General features: G+C 65.2%; 17 protein-coding genes and 1 riboswitch. Of the genes, 15 read left to right on the top strand and 2 right to left on the bottom strand.

Annotated features, from left to right (window positions below; genetic code table 11):
* The first annotated feature begins 183 nt into the window (after window positions 1-183).
* The 5 genes from M1D44_RS23840 to M1D44_RS23820 all read left to right on the top strand — a co-directional run bounded on the left by M1D44_RS23840 (window position 184) and on the right by M1D44_RS23820 (window position 7,401).
* Window positions 184-2,856 (top strand): cyanophycin synthetase, encoded by a 2,673-nt coding sequence (locus tag M1D44_RS23840; RefSeq protein WP_316683342.1) that lies wholly within the window; start codon window positions 184-186, stop codon window positions 2,854-2,856.
* A gap of 53 nt (window positions 2,857-2,909) precedes the next feature.
* On the top strand, window positions 2,910-5,477 hold the full coding sequence (gene cphA / locus M1D44_RS23835) for a cyanophycin synthetase (protein ID WP_112188544.1): 2,568 nt from the start codon (window positions 2,910-2,912) through the stop codon (window positions 5,475-5,477).
* 611 nt (window positions 5,478-6,088) lie between these two features.
* Window positions 6,089-6,703: a flavin reductase family protein gene (locus M1D44_RS23830; protein ID WP_316852586.1), complete on the top strand. Its 615-nt coding sequence runs from the start codon at window positions 6,089-6,091 to the stop codon at window positions 6,701-6,703.
* Window positions 6,700-7,212, top strand: a complete 513-nt coding sequence (locus M1D44_RS23825; protein WP_316852585.1) for a GNAT family N-acetyltransferase — start codon at window positions 6,700-6,702, stop codon at window positions 7,210-7,212. The genes M1D44_RS23830 and M1D44_RS23825 overlap by 4 nt, the downstream gene beginning before the upstream one ends.
* A 12-nt stretch (window positions 7,213-7,224) precedes the next feature.
* Window positions 7,225-7,401 (top strand): hypothetical protein, encoded by a 177-nt coding sequence (locus tag M1D44_RS23820; RefSeq protein WP_316852584.1) that lies wholly within the window; start codon window positions 7,225-7,227, stop codon window positions 7,399-7,401.
* Here M1D44_RS23820 and M1D44_RS23815 read toward each other — a convergent pair.
* A complete protein-coding gene (locus tag M1D44_RS23815; protein WP_316852583.1) occupies window positions 7,377-8,393 on the bottom strand; it encodes an AraC family transcriptional regulator in 1,017 nt (338 codons plus the stop codon). The genes M1D44_RS23820 and M1D44_RS23815 overlap by 25 nt on opposite strands.
* Before the next feature lie 171 nt (window positions 8,394-8,564).
* Between M1D44_RS23815 and M1D44_RS23810 the strand changes: the two genes are divergently transcribed.
* The 7 genes from M1D44_RS23810 (at window position 8,565) to M1D44_RS23780 (ending at window position 17,899) form a co-directional block, all read left to right on the top strand.
* Window positions 8,565-9,698 (top strand): acyl-CoA dehydrogenase, encoded by a 1,134-nt coding sequence (locus tag M1D44_RS23810; protein WP_316683328.1) that lies wholly within the window; start codon window positions 8,565-8,567, stop codon window positions 9,696-9,698.
* Window positions 9,699-9,759: 61 nt separating this feature from the next.
* Entirely contained in the window at window positions 9,760-11,454 is a 1,695-nt protein-coding gene (locus M1D44_RS23805; RefSeq protein ID WP_024978311.1) for an AMP-binding protein, read from the top strand.
* Window positions 11,455-11,514: 60 nt separating this feature from the next.
* On the top strand, window positions 11,515-13,062 hold the full coding sequence (locus M1D44_RS23800; protein WP_316683326.1) for a CoA-acylating methylmalonate-semialdehyde dehydrogenase: 1,548 nt from the start codon (window positions 11,515-11,517) through the stop codon (window positions 13,060-13,062).
* Between the two features lie 19 nt (window positions 13,063-13,081).
* Window positions 13,082-13,975 (top strand): 3-hydroxyisobutyrate dehydrogenase, encoded by an 894-nt coding sequence (gene mmsB / locus M1D44_RS23795; protein WP_024978313.1) that lies wholly within the window; start codon window positions 13,082-13,084, stop codon window positions 13,973-13,975.
* A complete protein-coding gene (locus M1D44_RS23790) occupies window positions 13,975-14,772 on the top strand; it encodes an enoyl-CoA hydratase (protein WP_316852705.1) in 798 nt (265 codons plus the stop codon). The genes mmsB and M1D44_RS23790 overlap by 1 nt, the downstream gene beginning before the upstream one ends.
* Window positions 14,769-15,920, top strand: coding sequence for an enoyl-CoA hydratase/isomerase family protein (locus M1D44_RS23785; RefSeq protein WP_316852582.1), 1,152 nt, complete (start codon window positions 14,769-14,771; stop codon window positions 15,918-15,920). The genes M1D44_RS23790 and M1D44_RS23785 overlap by 4 nt, the downstream gene beginning before the upstream one ends.
* Window positions 15,921-16,129: 209 nt before the next feature.
* On the top strand, window positions 16,130-17,899 hold the full coding sequence (locus tag M1D44_RS23780) for a phospholipase D-like domain-containing protein (protein WP_316852581.1): 1,770 nt from the start codon (window positions 16,130-16,132) through the stop codon (window positions 17,897-17,899).
* Window positions 17,900-17,926: 27 nt separating this feature from the next.
* Here M1D44_RS23780 and M1D44_RS23775 read toward each other — a convergent pair whose 3' ends face one another.
* Window positions 17,927-19,420: an acyl-CoA synthetase gene (locus tag M1D44_RS23775; protein WP_316852580.1), complete on the bottom strand. Its 1,494-nt coding sequence runs from the start codon at window positions 19,418-19,420 to the stop codon at window positions 17,927-17,929.
* Window positions 19,421-20,268: 848 nt separating this feature from the next.
* Between M1D44_RS23775 and M1D44_RS23770 the strand changes: the two genes are divergently transcribed.
* The 3 genes from M1D44_RS23770 (at window position 20,269) to M1D44_RS23760 (ending at window position 23,723) form a co-directional block, all read left to right on the top strand.
* The gene (locus tag M1D44_RS23770; protein WP_316852579.1) at window positions 20,269-21,444 is read left to right on the top strand and encodes a hypothetical protein; all 1,176 of its coding nucleotides are present in this window, start codon (window positions 20,269-20,271) and stop codon (window positions 21,442-21,444) included.
* Window positions 21,445-21,482: 38 nt separating this feature from the next.
* Window positions 21,483-22,217, top strand: a complete 735-nt coding sequence (locus M1D44_RS23765; RefSeq protein WP_112188528.1) for a DsbA family protein — start codon at window positions 21,483-21,485, stop codon at window positions 22,215-22,217.
* Between the two features lie 70 nt (window positions 22,218-22,287).
* Window positions 22,288-22,365: riboswitch (Fluoride riboswitch) on the top strand.
* 77 nt (window positions 22,366-22,442) lie between these two features.
* Entirely contained in the window at window positions 22,443-23,723 is a 1,281-nt protein-coding gene (locus tag M1D44_RS23760; RefSeq protein ID WP_316852578.1) for a voltage-gated chloride channel family protein, read from the top strand.
* Window positions 23,724-23,748: the final 25 nt, after the last annotated feature.

The following is a 23,748-nucleotide window of genomic DNA, read 5'->3' as shown; positions in this document are numbered from 1 at the left end:
GGCCTGCAAATTTTGCTCGCAAGTATACATAGCCACGCGAGCCGGACATTTGGTGCGTTGCACAACGCACTTCGGGCTCAAGACGTCAACGCCGACGCCGTTGTAACGTTATTGAAAGGTAACGGTTCGATTCCACGGACCAATTCACGCGTACATCGCCCCCCTGCTTTCCAAGCAAATTCAATGAAGAAGAAGGACATTGAGATTCTCGATGTCATGTCGCTGCGCGGCCCGAATATGTGGACATATCGGCCAGTGCTGGAGGCATGGGTCGACATTGGTGAACTGGAGGATTTTCCCTCCAACACGATTCCGGGCTTCTACGAGCGCCTGTCGACATGGCTCCCGACGCTGATCGAGCACCGCTGCAGCCCCGGCGTGCGCGGTGGCTTCCTGATGCGCTTGAAGGAAGGCACCTGGCCCGGCCACATCCTGGAACACGTCACCCTGGAACTGCAGAACCTGGCCGGCATGCCCGGCGGCTTTGGCAAGGCGCGCGAGACCCCGGTGCGCGGCGTCTACAAGGTGATCGTGCGTGCCTGGCATGAAGACGTGACGCGCGCTGCCCTGCTGGCCGCCCGTGATCTGGTCATGGCGGCCATTGAAGACCGCCCGTTCGACGTGGACGCGGCCGTCGAAACGCTGCGCGACTTGGTCGATGAGCACTGCCTCGGCCCCAGCACCGCTTGCATCGTCGATGCAGCCGATGACCGCAATATCCCCTCCATCCGCCTGTCGGACGGCAACCTCGTGCAGCTCGGCTACGGCGCACGCCAGCGCCGCATCTGGACGGCCGAGACCGACCGCACCAGCGCCATTGCTGAATCGATCTCGCGCGACAAGGACCTGACCAAGAGCTTGCTGCAGTCGTGCGGCGTGCCCGTGCCCGAAGGCCGCATGGTCGACAACGCTGAAGACGCCTGGGACGCGGCCGAAGACATCGGCGTGCCGGTGGTGGTCAAGCCGTACGACGGCAACCACGGCCGCGGCGTGTTCACGAACCTGATGACGCGCGAAGAGGTGGAAACCGCTTACGCCGTGGCCATCGAGGAAGGCAACGGCGTGATTGTTGAGCGCTTCGTCTCCGGTAACGAACACCGCCTGCTGGTCGTGGGCGGCCGTGTGGCGGCGGCGGCGATGGGCGAAACCGCGTCGGTGATCGGCGATGGCACCTCGACCATCGAAGAACTGATCGAATCGCAGATCAATTCCGACCCGCGCCGCGGCAGCACCGAAGAGCACCCGCTGAACTGCGTGCGCCTGGACTCTGCCGCACTCCTCGAACTCAAGCGCCAGGGCTATGCCGACGGCAGCGCTGTGCCGCCCGCAGGCCGCAGCGTGCTGATCCAGCGCAATGGCAACGTCGCCTTTGACGTGACCGATCGCGTGCACCCGAGCGTGGCCGCGCACGCATCGCTGGCGGCGCGGGTGGTCGGGCTCGACATTGCCGGCGTGGACCTGGTGGCCGACGACATCTCGCGCCCGCTCGATGAGCAGCGCGGCGCCATTGTGGAAGTCAACGCCGGGCCGGGTTTGCTGATGCACATTCGGCCGGCCCAGGGCGAACCACGCCCTGTGGGCCGCGCGATTGTGGATCACCTGTTTTCCGACAAGGACGGCGTGCAGGACGACGGCCGCATTCCCATCGTCGGCATCACGGGTACCAACGGCAAGACCGTCGTCGCGAAGCTGGTTGCGCAGTTGCTGCAGCTCTCGGGCAAGCACACGGGCCTGGGCTGCAGCGATGGCCTGTTCCTGGACCGCCGCCAAGTCGAGGCGAGCAACAATCGCGGCGGTCATGGCGACCGCGCTGCGTGGGACGCCTGCCACCGCATCCTGATGAATCGCGCGGTGGAAGCCGCCGTATTCGAGAGCGACAGCGGCATGATCCTCTCGCAAGGATTGCCGTATGACCGTTGCCAGGTCGGCGTGGTCACCAACTTCGGCAAGCCCGATCACCTGGGCGACTTCTACGTCGAAGACGAAGACCGGATGTACAGCGTTCTGCGCACGCAGATTGACGTTGTGCTGAAGTCAGGCGTGGGCGTGCTCAATGCCGCCGATGCGCGCCTCGTTGAAATGGCCGACCTGTGCGACGGCGATGTGATCTTCTTCGCGTTGTCGGGCGATCTGGAGGCGATTGCCGCGCACCGCGCCGCTGGCAAACGGGCCGTGTTCGTGCGTGACGGCAAGGTGGTGCTCGCCACCGGCCCGACCGAACTGGCTCTGGCCGATGTTGCGGCCATTCCGCTGACCTACGCTGGCCGCGTGCCGTTCCAGCTTGAGAACGTGCTGGCCGCTGTAGCCACCGGCTGGGCGCTGGGCATTTCCAACGACCTGATGCGCGCCGGTATCGTCACCTTCGATGTGGGCCAGGTGGATGTGCCGGGCCGCTTCACGCTGTTCCAGCACCACGGCGCCACCATCGTGGTAGATGACGCGCACAACGCCTCGGCGCTGGACGCCCTGGCCGCTGCGCTGGACAACTTCCCGGCCGAGCGCCGCACGCTCGTATTCGGTGCCGGCCTGCAACGCCGCGACGAAGACCTGGTGGCGCAAGGCACCGTCATCGGCCAGACGTTCGATCGCGTGCTGCTATGCGAAGACGCCAGCGTCAAGCGCACCGATGCCGAGTTCGATCGCCAAGCACGCGCGCTGCTCAAGCAAGGGTTGCAGGCAGGCGGTCGCGTGGCTGAAGTCGTCGTCGAAGGGGCCAAGCGCCGGGATGTCGTGGATGCGGCGCTCTCGCAGCTCACGGCAGGCGACCTGCTGGTCCTGCAATGCGACGAGTGCGCCATCGAGGGCACCGTCGAGCAGGTACACCAGTGGATGGGCCGCGCCGAATCCCAGAACTGACGATCGGGCCTGAATCCAAAAGAACGCCCAAAGCACAACGGAAAGCTGATTGCATGGAAGTCTCTCGTATCCGGGCCTTGCGCGGCCCAAATCTCTGGTGCCGCCATACGGCCATCGAAGCCATCGTGGCCTGCTCGGATCAATCCCAACTGCTGGCCGAACTGCCGGGCTTTGAAGACCGCCTGCGCGCGCGCTTTCCGGCGATTGGCCCCTTGCGCCCGGATGACGAAGCCGATGCACCGTCGATTGCGCACGCGCTGGAAGCCGCCGCGCTGGGCCTGCAAGCCGCCGCCGGTTGCCCGGTGACGTTCAGCCATACCGAGCCCACGCTCGAACCCGGCACGTACCAGGTCGTCGTCGAATACAGCGAAGAGGAAGTGGGCCGACTGGCATTTGAGCTGGCCGGCCAACTTTGCCTGGCCGCACGCGACGACCAGCCGTTCGATCTGGACGACGCGCTGCACCGCCTGCGCGAGCTGGACGAAGACGTGCGCCTGGGGCCCAGCACCGGTTCCATCGTCTACGCTGCCGTGGCGCGCGGGATTCCGTACCGCCGTCTCACGCAGGGCTCGATGGTGCAGTTCGGCTGGGGCAGCAAGCAGCGCCGCATCCAGGCCGCCGAAACCGATATGACCAGCGCCGTGGCGGAATCCATCGCCCAGGACAAGGATCTGACGAAGACCCTGCTGCACGCGGCCGGCGTGCCGGTGCCGCTGGGCCGTTCGGTGCGCAGCGCCGAGGAAGCCTGGGAAGCCGCGCAGGAAATCCACGGCCCGGTCGTGGTCAAGCCGCGCGACGGCAACCAGGGCAAGGGCGTGGCCGTGCGCATCCGCACGCGCGAAGAAGTGATGACCGCCTATGAAGTGGCGGCCGACATTTCGTCGGACGTGATCGTCGAGCGCTACATTCCGGGCCACGATTTCCGTCTGCTGGTGGTGGGCAAGCACCTGGTGGCTGCTGCGCGCCGCGATCCGCCGCAAGTTATCGGCGACGGCAAGCACACTGTGCGTGAGCTGGTCGACGAGGTAAACCGCGACCCGCGACGCGGCGAAGGGCATGCCACGTCGCTCACGAAAATCCGCTTTGACGACATTGCGCTGGCCACGCTCGCCAAGCAGGGCCTGAGCGCCGACGCCGTGCCGCCCAAGGGCACGCGCGTGGTGTTGCGCAATAACGCGAACCTCTCCACGGGCGGCACCGCCACCGACGTGACCGACGACGTGCACCCCGCCATCGCGGCGCGTGCGGTGGCGGCAGCGCAGATGGTCGGCCTCGACATCTGCGGCGTGGACGCCGTGTGCGAAACGATGCTCAAGCCGTTCGAGGACCAGGCCGGCGGCATTGTGGAAGTCAACGCCGCGCCCGGCCTGCGCATGCACCTGCAGCCGTCGTACGGCAAGGGCCGCGCCGTGGGCGAGGCGATCATCTCCACGATGTTTGCCGACGGCGACGACGGCCGTATCCCCGTGGTGGCGGTGTCCGGCACCAACGGCAAGACGACGACGGTGCGCCTGATCACACATCTGCTCGCCACCAGCGGCCTGCGCATGGGCATGACCGGCACCGACGGCGTGTACATCCAGGGCCAGCGCATCGACACCGGCGACTGCAGCGGCCCGCGCAGCGCGCGTAACGTGCTGCTGCATCCGGACGTCGACGCCGCCGTCTTCGAGACCGCGCGCGGCGGCCTGCTGCGCGAAGGTCTCGCGTTCGACCACTGCGACGTGGCAGTCGTGACGAACGTGGGCGAGGGCGACCACCTGGGCCTGAACTACATCAGCACGGTGGAAGACCTGGCCGTGCTCAAGAGCGTGATCGTGCAGAACGTGGCACCGCGCGGCATGGCGGTGCTCAATGCCGCCGACCCGATGGTCGCGCGCATGGCTGACGGCTGCCCGGGTTCAGTCACCTTCTTCGCGCACGATGCCAGCCTGCCGACCATGGCCCTGCACCGCGCGCAAGGCAAGCGGGTGGTGTTTGTCGACGGCGCCGAGATTGTGGCCACCGAAGGCGCCAACGAAACGCGCATCGCACTGGCCGACATTCCGCTCACGCGCAACGGCACCATCGGCTTCCAGGTTGAAAACGCGATGTCGTCGGTTGCCGCTGCGTGGGCGCTTGGCATCGACTGGGCGATCATCCGCCGCGGCCTCGCCACCTTTGTGAACGACGCCGCCACCGCGCCCGGCCGCTTCAATGTATTCGACTACAAGGGCGCCACGCTCATCGCCGACTACGGCCACAATCCCGACGCCATCCAGGCGCTATGCAACGCCGTGGCCACCATGCCGGCCCAGCGCCGCTCGGTGGTGATCAGCGGGGCGGGCGACCGCCGCGATGAGGATATCCGCCGCCAGACGCAGATTCTGGGCGGCGTGTTTGACGATGTCGTGCTGTACGAAGACCAGTGCCAGCGTGGGCGTGAGGATGGCGAGGTATTGGCGCTGCTGCGTGAAGGGCTACAGGGTGCGGCACGCACGAGCCGTGTTGATGAAATCCGTGGTGAATTTCTGGCGATCGACACGGCGCTGGGGCGGTTGCAGCCGGGTGATCTCTGCCTGATTTTGATTGATCAGGTGGAGGAGGCGTTGGGGCATATTGCTAAGCGGGTTGCTGAGTGAGTTTTGGCCCGGTTGATGGGGTTCGCTGGGGTTTTGTTTTTTGTGGTGCATCCCTGGTTTCATCCCCTACCGGGGCTGACTCACTTTCTTTGGTCTTGCCCAAAGAAAGTAAGCAAAGAAAGGCGCGCCCGAGATGGCGAAAGATTCCTTGAATTTATGTCGTAGGGAGGGGAAGGGAAAAACTCGCTGCGCTCAGACAGTTTCCCTTCCTTTTTCCTCCCTGCAACAGAAATTCAAGGCGCCATCTAGGGCAGGGAAAGTCAAAAGACAAAAGCCACACCATCTGGGCACAAGCCCAAACGACAAGGCCGACCGCGCGATGGGTTGGCCTTTCTCTTTTGACGTTGAGCCCTTGATGGCGCCTTGAATTTTTGTGAGCGGGCGGAAAAAGGAAGGAGGCCTGTTTGAGCGCAGCGAGTTTGCCTCCTTCCCCGCACGGTCACACAAATTCAAGGGGAAGTCGCCATCTCGGGCGCGCCTTTCTTTTGCTTACTTTTCTTTGGCAAGACAAAGAAAAGTGAGTCGTGCCCGGCAGGGTACGAAAGGGGGATGGACCACCAACAAAAGAACAGCACAAAAACCACCCCCAACACTTCCAACCCCATTGACCTATGATGACGCCTCCCCTCAGTCCCCGCGCCATCATGCCCAATCCCCCCACACTCGCCCCAGTAGAACTGGCAAAGTCCTACCGCCTCCTGAACCACGGCCCGACCACGCTGGTCACCAGTGCCCACAACGGCGTGCGCAACGTCATGGCAGCCGCCTGGGCGATGCCACTCGACTTTGACCCGCCCAAGGTGCTCGTCGTGGTCGACAGCCGCACCCTCACTCGCGAGCTGATCGAAGCTTCCGGTGTCTTCGCACTGAACATTCCCACCCGCGCCATTGCCGAGACCACGCTCGCGGTGGGCACGCTCTCGGGCCGCGACGGCGACAAGTTCGATGCGCTCGGCCTTGCCACCATGCCCGCCCGCACGATCGACGTGCCGCTGGTAGCAGGCTGCGCAGGTTGGCTGGAATGCCGCGTCATTCCCGAGCCGCACAATGAGAAGCGCTATGACCTGTTCATCGCTGAAGTGACAGCCGCCTGGGCAGACCCTGCGCTGTTCAGCAACGGCCGCTGGCACTTTACCGATGCGGGCAGCAAGACCGTGCACTACCTCGCAGGCGGTGCATTTTTTGAGACCGGCGATGCGTTCACCGTGGAGGCCAAACAGCCATGAGCGACATCGCCATCCGCCCGTTGACCGACGACGATGCCGAAGCCTTCAAGGCGCTGCGCCTGAAGGCCATTCAAGACGCGCCCACCGCCATCTGGCCGACGCACGATGAAGAGTTGGGGCGCACGCTGGAAGAAACCTGCAACCGCATCCGGGCGACTGCGCATCAGATCGTGTTTGGTGCCTTTGCGGGGCACGAACTGATTGGCATTGCCGGGTTGCGGCGTGAAGCGCTCGCGCAAGTTGCACACAAGGCCGTACTGTGGGGCGTATTTGTTGATCCTGCGCATCGGCGGGGCGGTATTGCCAGCCGTCTGCTGAATGCCGCCATTGCGCATGCGCGTGCTGCGCAGGTGCTGCAGATCCATCTCTGCGTCAACGCTGAAAACCCACGTGCGCAAGCGCTGTATCGCAACGCGGGTTTCGAGACCTTCGGCATCGAGCGCCGCGCCATGCGTGTCGGCTATCGCTTCTACGACGAAGAACACATGGCGCTGCGGCTCGACGCCTGAACCGTCAGGCGCATGTGCCATCAGGTCCGCCACACCTTCGCGCTGCCAGCCGTGCAGCTATACGTGCACTATCGCGTGGACGATCACTCGCCGGTGCTGAAGGCCTTTCTGGAGACGCTGCGCGAAGTCAGCGGCACGAGCGAAGACGCCGTCGCTGCGCAGCCTCAGTCTGCGCTGGCCAGCCGATAGTCCGTCGGCCGCATGCCCGTCCACTTGCGGAAGGCGCGGTGGAAGGCGCTCGGTTCTGCAAAGCCCACAGCGATGGCAATGTCGGCGATCGTGCGGCGCGTGTCCTGCAACTGGCCGATGGCAATGTCGCGCCGCAGGTCATCCTTGATGGACTGATACGTGTGGCCTTCGAGCTTCAGGCGCCGGCGCATCGTCGCTTCGGCCACGTTCAGTTTGAGCGCCATTGCGTCAGACGCCGGCCAACTCGCGACCGGCAGGTTGCGCAGCATTTTGCGCACGCGCGCCGCAAATGAATCCGGGTTGCGGTACTTGACGATGAAGTTGCCCGGCGCATCGCGCAGGAAGGTCTTGATGGACGCTGCCGTCTGGATGACAGGCAGTTCCAGGAAGCCCGGCGAAAGATCGACGTACGAGGCGTCCTGCTTGAACGCCATGTCGTCGCAGAACATCAGGCGGTATTCCTGCGCATCTTGCGGCGCCGCACAACGGAAGCGTGCGGCAATGAACGGAATACGCCGCCCCACCAGCCAGCACACCAGGCCGTAGACCATGATGAGCCACGTGGCGTAGGTGAACATGGGCGGCACCCGTGTGCCCTTGCGGTGCACGAAGACGAGGCGCACGCGGTCCGGGCTTTCTTCGATCTGCACATGCAGGTCGTCAAGCACCAGCCGCAGAAAACCCACGGCCCGCGCCAGCGCCTGCCGCCCGGTGCGCGCCGTGAGCGCCGCTTGCGTCATCGCCACGAAGCTGCCCCAGCGCATGGGGTGCGCATCCTGCCCGAAGAACTCGTCGTCCATGGCCTGCGCAATGCCGGCCCACAGCGCGCCGTACTGTGCAGACGACACGCGGCTGCGCGGCTGCGCCAGCATCTGCGGTGTGATGCCCGCAGCCGCCATGATGGGCTGCATGTCCACACCATGCGCGCGCGCACGTGTCACGGCCTCGTTGACGAGGCTGACAGAGACGGTTCCCTTTTCGTTGTTTTTCATCGGTATGGCAAATCCGCTCACGCAAGTTGATCGTGACGGGCATCGAAGCCGCCCAGCCGCGTGCCTACACTTTTTCCCCATCGAACCCAAGCGCCGCAGGCTGCACAGTGTAAGGCGCCTGCAGAGGCAGCGTCACGCGGCGCCGGTCAGCAACCAAGCAAGAGCCAAGCGATGGACGACTTCTATACCGAAGAGCAGCGGATGATCCACGACGCTGCGCGCGACTTTGCCACCGAGCGCCTGGCGCCCAACGCTGCGCAGTGGGACCGCGATGCTGCACTGCCGGATGACGTGGTGCGCGAGATGGGCGAGCTGGGCCTGCTGGGCATGATCGTGCCGGCGGAGTGGGGCGGTTCGTACACCGACTACGTAGCCTATGCGCTCGCGCTGGAAGAGGTTGCCGCCGGGTGCGCTGCCAGCGCGACGATGATGAGCGTGCACAACTCGGTCGGCTGCGGCCCCATCCTGAAATTCGGCACCGAGGCGCAGAAGGCGCGTTACCTGCCGGATTTGGCCACGGGCCGCGCGATTGGCGCGTTTTGCCTGACCGAGCCACACGCCGGCTCCGAAGCCAACAACCTGCGCACGCGCGCCGTGCTGCGCGATGGCCACTGGGTGCTCAACGGCAACAAGCAGTTCGTGACCAATGGCGCGCGGGCAGACATCGCCATCGTATTTGCCGTGACTGACCCCGAAGCCGGCAAGCGCGGCATTTCGGCTTTTATCGTGCCGACCGATACCCCGGGCTTCCACGTCGGGCGGCCGGAACACAAGCTCGGCATTCGCGCGTCGGATACGTGCCCGATCACGCTCGAAGACTGCGCCGTGCCCGAAGAGAACCTGCTGGGCGAGCGCGGCGAAGGCCTGAAGATCGCGCTGTCGAACCTGGAAGGCGGGCGCATCGGCATTGCCGCGCAGGCCGTGGGCATTGCCCGCGCCGCATTCGATGCCGCGCGCAACTACGCCAATGAGCGCATCCAGTTCGGCAAAGCGCTGCGCGAGCACCAGACCATCGCCAACATGCTGGCCGACATGGCCACGCGTCTGAACGCGGCGCGCCTGCTCGTTCACCACGCGGCGCGCCTGCGCAGCGCAGACAAGCCGTGCCTGTCGGAGGCCTCGCAGGCCAAGCTCTATGCGTCCGAGTTGGCCGAGGAAATCTGCTCTAACGCCATCCAGATCCACGGCGGCTATGGCTACCTGGCCGACTACGCCGTCGAGCGCCATTACCGCGACGCACGGATTACCCAGATCTACGAAGGCACCAGCGAAGTCCAGCGGATGGTGATCGCGCGGCACGTCTAGCACGCACCGCGCACATCGACCGAATACGAAAGAGCGCAGACGCGCCGACCAGGAGACGACGATGAACCAAGCGGTATCTGCAGCACAGGGTTTTGTGGAAGCGCGCGATTTTCTGCTGCGCCATCGCACCGACTACGACCGCGCGTATCGCGAGTTCGCGTGGCCGACGCTGGACACGTTCAACTGGGCGCTCGATTACTTCGATGTGATGGCGCGCGGCAACGACAACCCGGCGCTGTGGATCGTTGATGACCCGCAAAGCGGCGGGTTGAAGCTTTCGTTTGCGCAGATGTCGGAGCGCTCGTCGCGCATGGCGAATTTCCTGCGCGGGCTGGGCATCGTGCGGGGTGACCGCCTGCTGCTGATGCTGCCCAACCGCGTTGAACTGTGGGACGTGATGCTCGCGGCGATGAAGCTGGGCGCGGTGGTGCTGCCGGCCACCACGCAGCTCTCGCCAGACGACGTGCGCGACCGCGTGGAACTCGGCGGCGCCACATGCGTGGTGGTCGACGCGGCGGAGCTGCACAAGTTCGACGGTGTGGATGCGAGCGTCAAGCGCATCGCGGTGGGCGCGCAGCGTGATGGCTGGGTCGACCTGGGCGCAGCCTACGAGGCGCCCGCGCAGTTTGTTCCCGACGGCCCGACCAAGGCGACCGACCCGCTGCTGCTGTACTTCACCTCGGGCACCACGTCCAAGCCGAAACTGGTTGAACACACGCACCAGAGCTATCCGGTCGGCCATCTGTCGACGATGTACTGGATCGGCCTGCAGCCCGGCGATATCCACTGGAACATCAGCTCGCCCGGCTGGGCCAAGCATGCGTGGAGCTGCTTCTTCGCCCCGTGGAATGCGCAGGCCTGCGTGTTCGTCTACAACTACGCGCGCTTTGTGCCGAAGGATACGCTGGACGTGCTGGTGCGCTTCAACGTGACCACGCTGTGCGCGCCGCCCACCGTGTGGCGCATGCTGGTGCAAGAGCCGCTGGCCTCGTATGCCGTCAAGCTGCGCGAGATTGTCGGCGCGGGCGAGCCGCTGAATCCGGAGATCATCGAGCGCGTGCGCAGCGCCTGGGGTGTGACCATCCGCGACGGCTTTGGCCAGACCGAAACCACCTGCCAGATCGGCAACACGCCCGGGCAGCCGGTGGTGCCGGGCTCGGTCGGGCGCCCGCTGCCGGGCTACCGCGTCGAACTCGTCGACCATGACGATCAGCCGGCCAGCGAAGGTGAGATCGTGCTGCCGCTCTCGCACCGCCCGCTCGGCCTGATGCAGGGCTACGCCAACAATGAACGCGCCACGGCCGAGGCGATGCGCAACGGCTACTACCACACGTCCGATGTCGCCATGCGCCGCGACGATGGCTACTTCGTCTACGTGGGCCGCACCGATGATGTGTTCAAGTCGTCGGACTACCGCCTGAGCCCGTTCGAGCTGGAAAGCGTGCTGATCGAGCACGAAGCCATTGCCGAGGCGGCCGTGGTGCCGAGTTCCGACCCGCTGCGCCTGTCGGTGCCCAAGGCGTTCGTGACGGTGCGCCAGGGCTACGAAGCCGGCCCTGAACTGGCGCGCGCCGTGTTCCTCTTCTCGCGCGAAAAGCTGGCCCCCTACAAGCGCATCCGCCGCCTGCAGTTCAGTGAGCTGCCCAAGACCATTTCCGGAAAGATCCGGCGTGTGGAACTGCGCCGCCTGGAACTTGAACGCACCCCCCAGCCCGCCCGCATGCCCGGCGAGTACTGGGAAGAAGACTTCGCCTGATTTGCCCATCCCGCATTGAACCCGCCACCGCTACCGATACCGATTCGCCAGGAGACCCTCATGAGCGCCGTTGCCTCTCTCGCTTCCGCCAAGCCTGCCGCACAGCAGGACACCCCGCCCACCGTCAAGCTGCTGATTGGCGGCGAGTTTGTCGAATCGCAGTCGAAGGAATGGCGCGATATCGTCAACCCCGCCACGCAGGAAGTGCTGGCCCGTGTGCCGTTTGCCACGGCGGATGAAGTGGATGCGGCCATCCGCTCGGCGCACGCCGCGTTCGCCAAATGGAAGAACACGCCGGTGGGCGCACGCATGCGCATCATGCTGAAGTTCCAGGCGCTGATTCGTGAGCATTCGCCGCGCATCGCGCGCACGCTCACGGCCGAGCAGGGCAAGACGCTGCCCGATGCAGAAGGCGACATCTTCCGCGGGCTGGAAGTGGTGGAACACGCCTGCTCGGTGGGCTCGCTGCAGCAGGGCGAGTTTCTGGAGAACGTGGCCGGCGCGGTCGATACCTACACGCTGCGCCAGCCGATTGGCGTGTGCGCTGGCATTACGCCGTTCAACTTCCCCGCCATGATCCCGCTGTGGATGTTCCCGATGGCGATCGTGTGCGGTAACACGTTCGTGCTCAAGCCTTCGGAGCAGGACCCGCTGTCGACCATGCAACTGGTGGAGTTGGCACTCGAAGCCGGCGTGCCGCCCGGCGTGCTGAACGTCGTGCATGGCGGCAAGGACGTGGTGGATGCACTGTGCACACACGAACACGTCAAGGCGATCTCGTTTGTGGGTTCCACGGCGGTCGGTACGCATGTGTATCGCCTTGGCAGCGAGCATGGCAAGCGCGTGCAATCGATGATGGGCGCGAAGAACCACGCCGTGGTGCTGCCAGATGCGAACCGCGAGCAGGCCATCAATGCGCTCGTCGGCGCGGGCTTTGGCGCGGCTGGGCAGCGGTGTATGGCGACCTCCGTGGTCGTGCTGGTGGGCGCAGCGCAGCAGTGGCTGCCAGACCTGGTGCAGAAAGCCAAGGCGCTCAAGGTGAACGCCGGTGTGGAGCCGGGTACCGACGTCGGCCCGGTGGTCTCGCGCGCGGCCAAGCAGCGCATCCTCGGCCTGATCGAGTCGGGCGTGCAGCAGGGCGCCACGCTGGCGCTCGACGGCCGCAACGTGCGCGTGGCCGGTTACGAAGACGGCAACTTCATCGGTCCGACGATCTTCACCGACGTGAAGACCGACATGGACATCTACACCAACGAAATCTTCGGCCCCGTGCTGCTGGTGCTGACTGTGCCCACGCTGGACGACGCCATTGCGCTGGTCAACGCCAACCCGTTCGGCAACGGCGTGGGGCTGTTCACGCAGAGCGGCGCATCGGCACGCAAGTTCCAGAGCGAGATCGACGTCGGGCAGGTCGGTATCAACATTCCCATTCCGGTGCCCGTGCCGTACTTCAGCTTTACCGGCTCTCGCGGCTCCAAGCTGGGCGACCTGGGCCCGTACGGCAAGCAAGTCGTGCAGTTCTACACGCAAACGAAGACGGTGACGGCGCGCTGGTTTGATGACGCGGTCGACGCCGGCGGCGTGAATACCACCATCAGCCTGCGCTGATCGCACCAGGAGCGTTGTCATGAAAATCGCATTCATCGGCCTGGGCAACATGGGCGCCCCGATGGCGCACAACCTGCTCAAGGCGGGCCACGCGCTGACCGTGTTTGATCTGAACACGCAAGCGGTGGGCGCGCTGGTGGAAGCCGGCGCCACGGCAGCGGCATCGCCCAAGGAGGCAGCGGCGGGTGCCGAAACCGTCATCACCATGCTGCCTGCCGCGGCGCATGTGCGCCATGTACTGACGGCAGAAGACGGCGTGCTGGCCGGCATTGCCAAGGGCGTGCCGATCATCGATTCCAGCACCATCGACCCTGCCAGCGCCAAGGCGCTTGCCGCGCTGGCAGCCGAGCATGGCAACCCCTTCGTCGATGCGCCAGTTTCCGGGGGAACGGGCGGTGCAGCCGCTGGCACGCTGACCTTCATGGTAGGCGGCAGCGCGGCGGCATTCGAGCAGGTGCGCCCCGTGCTGTCGGCCATGGGTAAGAACCTTGTGCATTGCGGTGACACCGGCGCCGGGCAGGGCGCGAAGATCTGCAACAACCTCGTGCTCGGCATCACCATGGCTGGCGTGGCCGAAGCCATGTCGCTGGGCGAGGCGCTCGGCATCGACCCGAAGGTGCTCGGCGGCATCATCAACACATCGACGGGGCGCTGCTGGAGTTCCGACACCTACAACCCGTTCCCGGGCGTGATCGAGACCGCGCCATCCTCGCGCGGCTACACGGGCGGCTTCGGCACCGACCTGATGCTCAAGGACCTGGGCCTGGCCGGCGACGCGGCAAAGTCCGTCCGTCAGCCCGTCTACCTTGGGGCGCTCGCGCAGCAGCTTTACCAGACCGTGAGCAGCAAGGGCGATGGCAAGCTGGATTTCTCCGCCGTCATCAAGCTCTATCGGAAAGACGGAGCGGCATGATGATCGAATTGGAAACGCTGCATCAGGGCACCATTGCGCTGCTGACGCTCAAGCGCCCGCCGGCCAACGCATTCACACCGGATGGTCTGCTGCAACTGCAAGCCACCGTCGAACGCTTGAACGCCGACGCACGCGTGCGCGCCATCGTCATCACCGGCGACGGGCCGAAGTTCTTCAGCGCGGGCGCCGACCTCAACACCTTTGCCGATGGCGACCGCGATGTGGCACGCGAGGCTGCAGCGCGCTTCGGCGCCGCGTTCGAAGCGCTGCAGAATGCGCGGCCCGTGGTGATCGCAGCCATCAATGGCTTTGCAATGGGGGGCGGGCTGGAGTGCGCGCTGGCATGCGACATCCGCATCGCCGAAGCGCACGCCAAGCTGGCCGTGCCCGAGACGGCCGTCGGCCTGCTGTGCTGCGGTTGCGGCACCCAGACGCTGCCCTGGCTCGTGAGTGAGGGCTGGGCCAAGCGCATGATCCTGACCGGCGAGCGCGTCGATGCGCAGACCGCATTGCGTATCGGCCTGGTCGAGGAGGTCGTGGAAACCGGTGCTGCGCGCGAAGCGGCCATCGCCATGGCGCTGCGTGTAACAACGTTGAGCCCGCAGGCCGTCACCTTCAGCAAGCAACTCATCCACCAGGCGCGCAATGGCGTGCCGCGCGGTGCGGCGCTGGCCGTAGAGCGCGAGCGCTTTGTCGATCTGTTTGACCATCCGGACCAGCGCGAAGGCGTGAACGCCTTCCTTGAGAAACGCGCGCCGCGCTGGCATTCCGCACATGAATCGGAGACGCTGCAATGAGTGCCGTCCAACGTCAGGCGACGCTGCCCGAGACTGGCGCTGCCGAACCCGAGGTGTTGATGCGCGTGGTGAACCGCGTGGCCGTCATCACCTTGAACCGGCCGGCAGCCCTGAATGCGCTGTCGCACGGCATGGTGCGCCAGTTGGCGACGCTGCTGGAGCAATGCCGCCACGACGACGGCATCGTTGCGCTGGTGCTGCGCGGTGCGGGCCAGAAAGGCTTCTGCGCGGGCGGCGATGTGCGCTCGCTCTATCAGCTTGCGCAGCAGGGCCGCATGGATGGCGACGACGGCTGGCTGCAGTTCTTTATCGACGAATACCGGCTCGACTATGCGCTGCATCAGTTCCCGAAACCCATCGTGGCGCTGATGGACGGCATCACCATGGGCGGGGGCATGGGCCTGGGGCAGGCCGCACGGCTGCGTGTCGTGACCGAGCGCACGAAGATGGCGATGCCGGAGACGCGCATCGGCTTTCTGCCCGACGTGGGCGCCACGCGCTTTTTGAGCGTGATGTCGCCCGAGCTTGAGCTGTATGTCGGGCTGACGGGCGTGACGCTGACGGGTGCTGACGCGCTGCATTGCCACTTGGCCGATGTGTGCGTGCCGGCCGAATGGCTCGCCTCCTTCGAAGAGCGCCTGCAGCGCATGCCGCACGATGGCGACCTCATGCAGGCCCTGCGCCGCGTGTTCGAACCGCCGTGCAACGTCGTGCCGCACGCGCCGCTGGCACAGGCAACGCCGTGGGTGCTGCGCTATTTCGATCGCCGTTCGTCGGTCGATCGCATTGTCGCCACGCTGCGCGAGAGCCTGGAGCGCGAGCAGGCCCGCGAGCCGCGCCAATGGCTGCAATCCACGCTTGATGCAATGACTTCACACTCGCCGACGATGCTGCACGTCACACGCGAAGCGCTGCTGCGCGGTCGGCAGCTGTCACTGGCCGAGTGCTTCCAGATGGAGTTGGGCATCGTGGCGCGCGGAATCCAGGACGGCGATTTCTGTGAAGGCGTGCGTGCGCATCTGGTAGACAAGGATCACCGACCCGGCTGGGCGCCGGCAACGCTGCCACAGGTGCGGCCGGAGCGGGTGCGGCATTTTCTGACGTCGCCTTGGCGGACGCAGGCGCATCCGTTGGCGGGGCTTGGTTGAGCGTGGCAAGTGAAGGGGCGCATGGGTGACATGCGCTGTGCTGGAAACGGCGCAGCTTGTTGCAAGCGCGTACGCAGATCCGATTGAAGCCGGGTTGAAATCTCTGCCTGCCAACCCGCATGGCAGCTAGGTTTTCGTGCCGTGCGTCAGATGGTTGTCACAATCGCCGTGCTTACTGGATGGATGCTTTGCCACCCCAGGAGGCTTCCATGGCGACATCCGTCGATTCATTTCAGGTGAAGGTGTATCAGGGCGACAGCGCGGTGCTGTTCGCCTTTGATGTGGCCGATGCAGACCGCGCCGATCTGGCCGGTTTTGCCATCCAGTGCACACCGCAGGGCGGGGCGCCATATTGGGTGCCCAACCGCTTGACGTTCGACACGCCCATCCATGCAGATGCGCCGCTGAAGGCCGGCAAGTATGCCGATTCCATCGACGCGCCGTTTCAGTCCTTCCACTGGGTCCACTTTCCGCCGCATGCGGCTGCGCAGCTCAGCTACACCGTGCACGCGCGTTACTTTGCGTCGACGAACCCCGTGCAACTGGAGACGCGCGCCACGCGCACGGTGGCTGTAACGCTGCAGCAGCCAATGAGCGATTGGGCCACCGTGGGCATGGTGCGTGGCTATGTGTCGTCGCAGGCGTTCATCGATCACTACGGCGGCAACACGGCGCTGGCGCCAGAGAGGCGCGCGCAGACAAAATCGCCGCTGCTGTACGACACGCAGCCGTATCAGAACAAGTACGCCTACCTGGGCGCCACGGGCCGCCGCCTCATCATCGATCTACTGAACCAGTGCAAGGCATCCGACGGCTACGGCATCGACGTGCTGGCCTATGACCTGGACGAGCCGGACATCATCCGTGCCATTGCGTGGCTTGCGCAAAACGGCCGCAAGGTCCGCGTGATTCAGGACAACTACGTCAGCACCGGCGCCAACCCGGCGGGCCACGGCACCGACAACGCGTTTGAGACGCAGGCCGCTGAATACTTCACGCAGGCTGGCGCGGAGGTCCGCCGCACGCACCTTGCACGCTTCCAGCACCACAAGGCGATCCTGCTGCGCGATGCTGGCGGCAAGCCGGTGCGCGTGCTTGCGGGCTCGGCCAATTTCTCGCTGCGCGGGTTGTACGTGCAGGCCAACAGCGTGCTGGTGTTCGGGCAAGACGCCGCGCAACTCTACGCGCAGGTGTTCGAGCATCTGTGGGGGTTGATCGGCCAGCATGGTGAAGACGCCGCCGGCAGCCGCAAGGTGGCGGCTGCCTTCCGTGCCGATGCGCTGGCTGCCAACTGGAAGGCCGTGCCGCAAGGCAGCACGCCGCGTGCGCGCTTCGGCTTCTCGCCGCATCAGACCGACGCGTTGCTGACGGAGGCGGCTGACCGCGTGAAGGGCGCGCTGTCCTCCGTGCTGTTTGCGGTGATGGCTACCGACGGCGGCGGCGAGATGCTGACCACGCTCGAACAGGTGGTGCCGCACAAGGCTGGGCTGCTCTCGCTGGGCGTGATCGACAAACAGGGCGGTGTGGATGCCTTCGCCCCCGGCCGCGATGTGCCTTCGCAAACCGTGTCGTTCGCGTATTTGAAGGACGAAGCGCCTGCGCCGTTCAAGCAGGAGGTGGATGCCGGCACCGGCCAGCACATCCACCACAAGTTTGTCGTGTGCGATTTCAATGGCGACGAGCCGGTCGTGTTCTGCGGCTCGTCCAACCTGTCGAAAGGCGGCGAGGAACAGAACGGCGACAGCCTGATCGCCATCTATGACCCCGCCATCGTCACGGCCTATGCGATCGAGGCCATCCGCCTGTTCGACCATTACCGGTTCCGCGCAGGGGAATCCAAGGCCACAGCCGACAAGCCGCTGGTGCTGAAGACGACCAGCGCATGGGCCGACCCGTACTACGATCCGCAGAACATCAAGTTCACGGAGCGCACGCTGTTCGCCAAGTCCGGCACGGCCCAGGAGGCTGCTGTCGCGTGATCGGTTCGGGCAGCGGTTCGTGCGCCGTCATACGCGCCGCTGCCGGTCGCCCCACCAGGCATCGCGCAGGCGGCGCTTGGCGATCTTGCCGTTGTCGTCGCGCGGCAGCGCTGTGGTGAACTCGATCTGGCGCGGGATCTTGAAGCCGGCAATCTGGCCGCGCAGCCACTCGATCACGGGCTCGGCCAGCAGGTCTTGGCGTTCGGTCTGGACCACCGCGACAAGGCGCTCGCCGTACTCGTCGTCGGGCACGCCAAAGACAGCGCAGTCGACCACATCGGGGTGTCGCAGCAGCGCATGTTCGATCTCGGCCGGGTAGATGTTCACGCCGCCCGAGATGACCATGTCCGATGCGCGGTCGCACACATACAGATAGCCGTCCGCGTCGAGGTAGCCCATGTCGCCGAGCGTAACGAGGCCATCGCGCTCGATCTTGCCGCGTGCTTCGTCGTTGCCGCGGTAGGTGAAATCGGGGTAGGCGGGCTGGTGGCTGTAGATCAGGCCGATCTCGCCGGTGGGGCAGGGCGTGCCGTCTTCGCGCAGGATGCGCACGCGCGCGTCGCACACCGGGCGGCCAGCGCTGCCGGGGCGGGCGGCGGCGTCGCGCGGGTCCATCACGGTGATCATGCCGGTCTCGCTCGATGCATACGTTTCGTAGATGACGGGGCCGAGCCAGTCGATCATCTTGCGCTTGATCTCGGGCGCGCATGGGGCGCCGGTGGAGGCCACGAAGCGCAGTGAGGACAGGTCGTATCGGCTGCGTTCTTCGTCCGTCAACTTGAGCAGGCGCACATACATGATGGGCACGAGGTAGACGGTGTCGATGCGGTAGCGCTCGATCTGCTCCAGCACGCGCAGCGGATCAAAGCGCGCGTTCACCACCAGCAGCTCCGCCATCTGCGCGGCTTGCTGAGCGAAGAGGCTCGGCGCGCTGTGATAGAGCGGCGCGGGCACCAGCGCACGGCAGCCCGGCACGATACCGAACGTGGCGGCCACCACGGCCCGTGCCTTCTGCAGATGCGCGTCGAGCTGATCGAGCGGCACGGCCTGGCGCACGACACCCTTGGGCCGGCCGGTGGTGCCCGACGTATAGGCCATGTGCCCCCGCGGAGAAACCAGTGGCCCGTCGTACGGCGTCTGCAGCGCGAGCCAGTTGGCATAGCCGTCAGCGCGGTCGGTGCCTTCGGCATCCACGCGAAGCAGTTGCACGTGGGCCGGCAGCAGCGGTTCCACCGCATCCACGAGGTCGCGATGGCCGATCAACACCTTGGCGCCGGAATCGCGCACGAGAAACTCCACCTCGGCCGGCGTGAAGTGCCAGTTGATGGGGCAGAAGTAGCACCCGGCGATGCGGCAGGCGTGCATCACGTCGATGTAGGCGGGCGCATTGCGCAGCAGCACGCCGATCACGTCGCCCTCCTGCACGCCCATGCGGCGCAGGCCACCCGCAAGGGCGGAACCCCGAGCGAGCAGCGTATCGGCATCGGTCGGGCGATCGTCGAAGATCAGGCTGGCGGTCATGCGGGGCTCCTGGGGCAAGGTCGGGGTGTCTCGATTGAGCTGCGGCTCTTCACCGAGCATGCCGGACGAATCCACAGTGAACAATCCGCCTCGGAATCGTCACACTGGTGAATGCCATTGAACAACGAAGAGTCTTTTGTCGATCCGCGCCGGCGTGGCCATCCTCGCTCGGTGCGATCTCCCCTCCACATATCCCTTGCAGCTGTGGGGTCGAATGTGTAGCTTATGCCACAAAATTACACATGCCTATAAGAAGAAGTCGATTGAAGACGGGGGAAGGCGGGCGTTGACGGGCCGGCTGATCGCTCCTCTCACCTACGCCAATCCGATTGCCCGGCGTAATAAGGGCATCACCCGAAGGTAAGGGCCGATGGCCGGGCAGCCCTCACTGGGCGTGCTTCACGCATGCGCCAGACCGAGTTCGACGCGCTGCGGCACAACGGCCGTCGGCCGCAAGTGCTGACGCGTGAGGTGTCTCCAGACGCTGCTTCCGGCGGCGAATTGGCGCAGTGTGTCGAGCCATTCCGGGCCCCCACTTCAATGGCTTCCTTGTGGTTCATCCCCAACGGCGGACAGCCGCAGGCGGGATGTGGCCTTGCCGCGCGCCGTGCATGTCGTCGCGGGCATCGTTCTGAATGCGGTCACCCGCTAGGCTCCAAATGAGCGTGTCGAAAAAGTTGTCAAGCAGGCTCCTGGCTTGCTGTGTTGTCCTGGGTCTGTCCGGTTGCGGCGGAGGGGATGGAGGCAGCACGACCGGTGCGGCCTCTGTCGGGTCTACGGGGCCTGCAGTACCGGCGGCGCAGGGCTACTCCATTGGTGGTTTGGTGACGGGCCTATCCGGAACCTTGGTGCTCCAGAACAATGCGGGCGATGATCTCGCCATCGGCGCCAACGGCACGTTCACCTTTGTGACCAGCGTATCCAACGGCGCGGCGTATCACGTCACCGTATCGACGCAGCCGGCCACGCAGACGTGCACGGTGACCAATGGCGCCGGTACGGTTTCGGCCGCCAATGTCGGCAACGTGTCGGTGGTCTGTGCAACGAATGCATTCAAGGTTGGCGGTTCGGTTTCAGGGTTGAACGGCACCGTTGTCCTGCAGAACAACGGCACGGATAGCCTGAGCCGTTCCGCCAACGGCGCTTTCGCTTTTGCTACGCCGGTGGCAGAAGGCGGTGGATTCTCAGTCACGGTGCAGACCAATCCGGCTGGGCAGAGCTGCAGCATTGCCAACGGCGCCGGCACCATGGGTGCGGGCGACATCAGCACCGTTGCGGTCACCTGCACGACCAACGCCTATACCGTGGGCGGAACGCTCTCGGGTTTGAGCAGCGGCACGGTCGTGCTCAAGAACAATGGCGGGGACAGCCTCTCGCGCAGCGTCAACGGCGCCTTCACGTTTCCATCGGCGGTGGCCTACGGCAATCCCTACGTCGTGACCGTATCGAGCCCGCCCGCCAATCTGAGCTGCCCGGTGGTGAATGGATCAGGAACCGTCAGCGGCAACGTGACGAACGTCTCCGTGTCCTGTTCGTGCGCGTCGGGGTATAGCGCTTGCAGCGGTGCATGCGTCGATACCGCAACGGATTCGAACAACTGCGGAGGTTGCGGCGTGGTCTGCCCCGCCAACTTCGCCTGCAGTTCCGGCGGCTGCGTTGCCGCAGCTTGCACGACGACTGCCGACTGTACAGGCGGGGATGTCTGCCTGGGCGGCACATGCCAGGCGCCCACCTGCACCGATGGCGTGCGCGATGGTCAGGAAACCGACGTGGATTGCGGGGGCGGAACCTGCACAACATGTGCGGTGGGCCAACATTGCGCCGCGCCGGGCGATTGTGGGTCGGGCGTGTGCACGTCGGGCACCTGCCAGGGACCGACGTGTTTCGATGGCGTCAAGAACGGTGTTGAAACGGACGTGGATTGCGGTGGAGGCGGATCCTGTCAAAAGTGCGCCGCCGGCCAGACCTGCCTGGTTTCAAGCGACTGCCAGTCCGGCGTGTGCACGGCCGGGTTCTGCCACTGACCCGCGAGTCCTCCATCTACCTGCATGCAAGGAAAGACATGAAGTTCTGGTCAGCCATCTCCGTTTGCGTCGCCAGCGCGCTGCTCTCGTGCGCGGCCTATGCCGATGCGCCCATGACCCAGCAACAAGGCGAGGCCATCCTCAAGGAGTTGCGAGAGATCCACCAACTGTTGGCCCGCCAGGCCGCGCCCGCAGCCCCGGGCACTGCCGCGCCGGCACGCACGCTGTCCGTCAAGGCGCCGGCAACGCATGTGTTGGGTAAGGCGAATGCGCCGATCACGTTGGTCGCCTTTACCGATTTCCAGTGCCCGTACTGCGCGCGCTTTGAAGCCACCACGTTTCCCGAGCTCAAGAAGAAGTACATCGATACGGGCAAGATGCGCTACGTCTTGCGAGACGTCCCGCTCGACTTCCATCCTTTCGCGATCAACGCGGCGCAGTCGGTGCGCTGCGCGGGTGATCAGAACAAGTATTGGGAAATGAAGGATCTAGTGTTCAAGAACCAGAGCCGGATCGACACCGCTGCACTGGCGTCATACGCCCAAGACCTGGGGCTCGACGCCGGCCAGTATCAGAAGTGCATGGCGGACAACAAGTATCTTCCAGAGATCAACGCGGATAACCAGTACGCGCATTCCGTGGGCATTTCCGGCACCCCGTCGTTTGTGGTCGGCAGGGTGGTGGATGGCATGGTGCAGGGTCGGCTGATCGTCGGCGCGCAAGGTCTGAGTGTGTTCGAGCACGCGATCGAGGAGATGCTCGCCAAGCCGTGAGGCGGCGGGCAGCGCGCCAAGCGAGGCCCAGGCCGGCTTGTGCCCCTGGGCCGCCTTCAGGCACAATGCCCAACCTTGTGGAGATGGCATGCCTCCCTTAACCGCCGGTCTGCGGATCACGAAACCGGCTGATGATGCCTACAAGTTCCTGAACGAAGGAAGTTGTAGGCACACGCCCAAACGACGTTCTGTCGCTCAGGTTTGAGTTCTTCGAATCTGGTCATCATGAAGACAATGCTTACACGCTCCGAGCCGCTGCTCATGTTCGGGTATCTGCTGCGCTGGCTCTCGCTGGGATCGCTCGTCGGCATGCTCGCTGGACTCGGCTCTGCGGTGTTGCTGCTGGCGCTGGATTGGGCGACCAACACGCGCACCGCCCACCCCTGGCTGCTGTGGTTTCTGCCCGTGGCGGGGCTTGCCGTCGGCTTGCTCTACCACTACATGGGGCGCTCGGTGGAAGGCGGCAACAACCTGCTGATCGACGAGATCCACGACCCCAAGCGTGTCGTGCCCAAGCGCATGGCGCCGCTCATCCTGCTGGGCACCGTTGTTACCCACATCTTTGGTGGTTCAGCGGGGCGCGAGGGCACGGCTGTCCAGATGGGTGGCAGCTTTGCGGATTATCTGACGCGGTTGTTTTCGCTGGCCCCGGCGGACCGGCGCATTCTGCTGATGGCGGGCATCAGCGCCGGTTTCGCATCGGTGTTCGGCACGCCGCTCGCCGGTGCCGTCTTCGGGCTGGAGGTGCTCGCGATCGGGCGTCTGCGTTATGACGCCATCCTGCCGTGCTTTATCGCGGCCATTGTGGGTGACCTGGTTCCGCCGCTGCTGGGCGTGCACCACACGCCGTACGCGATTCCTTTTGTGCCGCATCTCACGCCGGTCGCGATCGGCCTGGTGGTCGTGGCGGGCATCGTCTTCGGTGTGGCAGGGATGACGTTTGCGGCGCTCACGCACCGGCTCAGCCGACTGTTGAAGCATCACATTGCGTTTGGCCCGCTGCGCCCCGTGCTGGGCGGCAGCGTGGTCGTGGCTGCGGCCATGGCGCTGGGTACCGACAAGTACCTGGGCCTCGGCATTCCCGTCATCGTGGATGCTTTCCACAACCCGCTGCCGGCCTACGACTTTGCCGGCAAGGCGGCTTTCACCATCGTGACGCTGGCCTCGGGTTTCAAGGGCGGTGAAGTCACGCCGCTGTTCTACATCGGCGCCACGTTGGGCAATGCGCTCGGTTACGTGCTGCCGCTGCCGTTCCCGCTGCTGGCCGGCCTTGGGTTCGTTGCGGTGTTTGCGGGCGCCGCCAATACGCCCATCGCGTCGACCCTCATGGCGATGGAGCTTTTTGGCCCCGAAGTCGGCACGTTTGCCGGCATCGCGTGCGTGGTGAGCTATCTCTTTTCAGGCCACACCGGCATCTATCATGCGCAGCGCATCGGCCATGCGAAGCGCCCCGCCGAAGCGGCGACGGCAGAGCAAACCTCGGTTGAATCTGCGGGGCGCCCTTAGCCCGGAGGGGCGAGCTTAGCTTCAG

This window comes from Ralstonia sp. SA306 (assembly GCF_054792405.1).
Note: the sequence above shows the minus strand (reverse complement) of the source record. Positions and strands in the feature narration are given on the sequence as shown.

Excerpts from the sequence above, each read along its gene's own strand:
- cphA (WP_112188544.1), top strand. The coding sequence starts at position 2,910 with ATGGAAGTCTCTCGTATCCGGGCCTTGCGCGGCCCAAATCTCTGGTGC.
- M1D44_RS23805 (WP_024978311.1), top strand. The coding sequence starts at position 9,760 with ATGAACCAAGCGGTATCTGCAGCACAGGGTTTTGTGGAAGCGCGCGAT.
- M1D44_RS23825 (WP_316852585.1), top strand. The coding sequence starts at position 6,700 with ATGAGCGACATCGCCATCCGCCCGTTGACCGACGACGATGCCGAAGCC.
- M1D44_RS23780 (WP_316852581.1), top strand. The coding sequence starts at position 16,130 with ATGGCGACATCCGTCGATTCATTTCAGGTGAAGGTGTATCAGGGCGAC.
- M1D44_RS23765 (WP_112188528.1), top strand. The coding sequence starts at position 21,483 with ATGAAGTTCTGGTCAGCCATCTCCGTTTGCGTCGCCAGCGCGCTGCTC.
- M1D44_RS23790 (WP_316852705.1), top strand. The coding sequence starts at position 13,975 with ATGATCGAATTGGAAACGCTGCATCAGGGCACCATTGCGCTGCTGACG.
- M1D44_RS23820 (WP_316852584.1), top strand. The coding sequence starts at position 7,225 with ATGTGCCATCAGGTCCGCCACACCTTCGCGCTGCCAGCCGTGCAGCTA.
- M1D44_RS23785 (WP_316852582.1), top strand. The coding sequence starts at position 14,769 with ATGAGTGCCGTCCAACGTCAGGCGACGCTGCCCGAGACTGGCGCTGCC.
- mmsB (WP_024978313.1), top strand. The coding sequence starts at position 13,082 with ATGAAAATCGCATTCATCGGCCTGGGCAACATGGGCGCCCCGATGGCG.
- M1D44_RS23830 (WP_316852586.1), top strand. The coding sequence starts at position 6,089 with ATGATGACGCCTCCCCTCAGTCCCCGCGCCATCATGCCCAATCCCCCC.
- M1D44_RS23810 (WP_316683328.1), top strand. The coding sequence starts at position 8,565 with ATGGACGACTTCTATACCGAAGAGCAGCGGATGATCCACGACGCTGCG.
- M1D44_RS23800 (WP_316683326.1), top strand. The coding sequence starts at position 11,515 with ATGAGCGCCGTTGCCTCTCTCGCTTCCGCCAAGCCTGCCGCACAGCAG.
- M1D44_RS23840 (WP_316683342.1), top strand. The coding sequence starts at position 184 with ATGAAGAAGAAGGACATTGAGATTCTCGATGTCATGTCGCTGCGCGGC.
- M1D44_RS23775 (WP_316852580.1), bottom strand. The coding sequence starts at position 19,420 with ATGACCGCCAGCCTGATCTTCGACGATCGCCCGACCGATGCCGATACG.
- M1D44_RS23815 (WP_316852583.1), bottom strand. The coding sequence starts at position 8,393 with ATGAAAAACAACGAAAAGGGAACCGTCTCTGTCAGCCTCGTCAACGAG.
- M1D44_RS23760 (WP_316852578.1), top strand. The coding sequence starts at position 22,443 with ATGAAGACAATGCTTACACGCTCCGAGCCGCTGCTCATGTTCGGGTAT.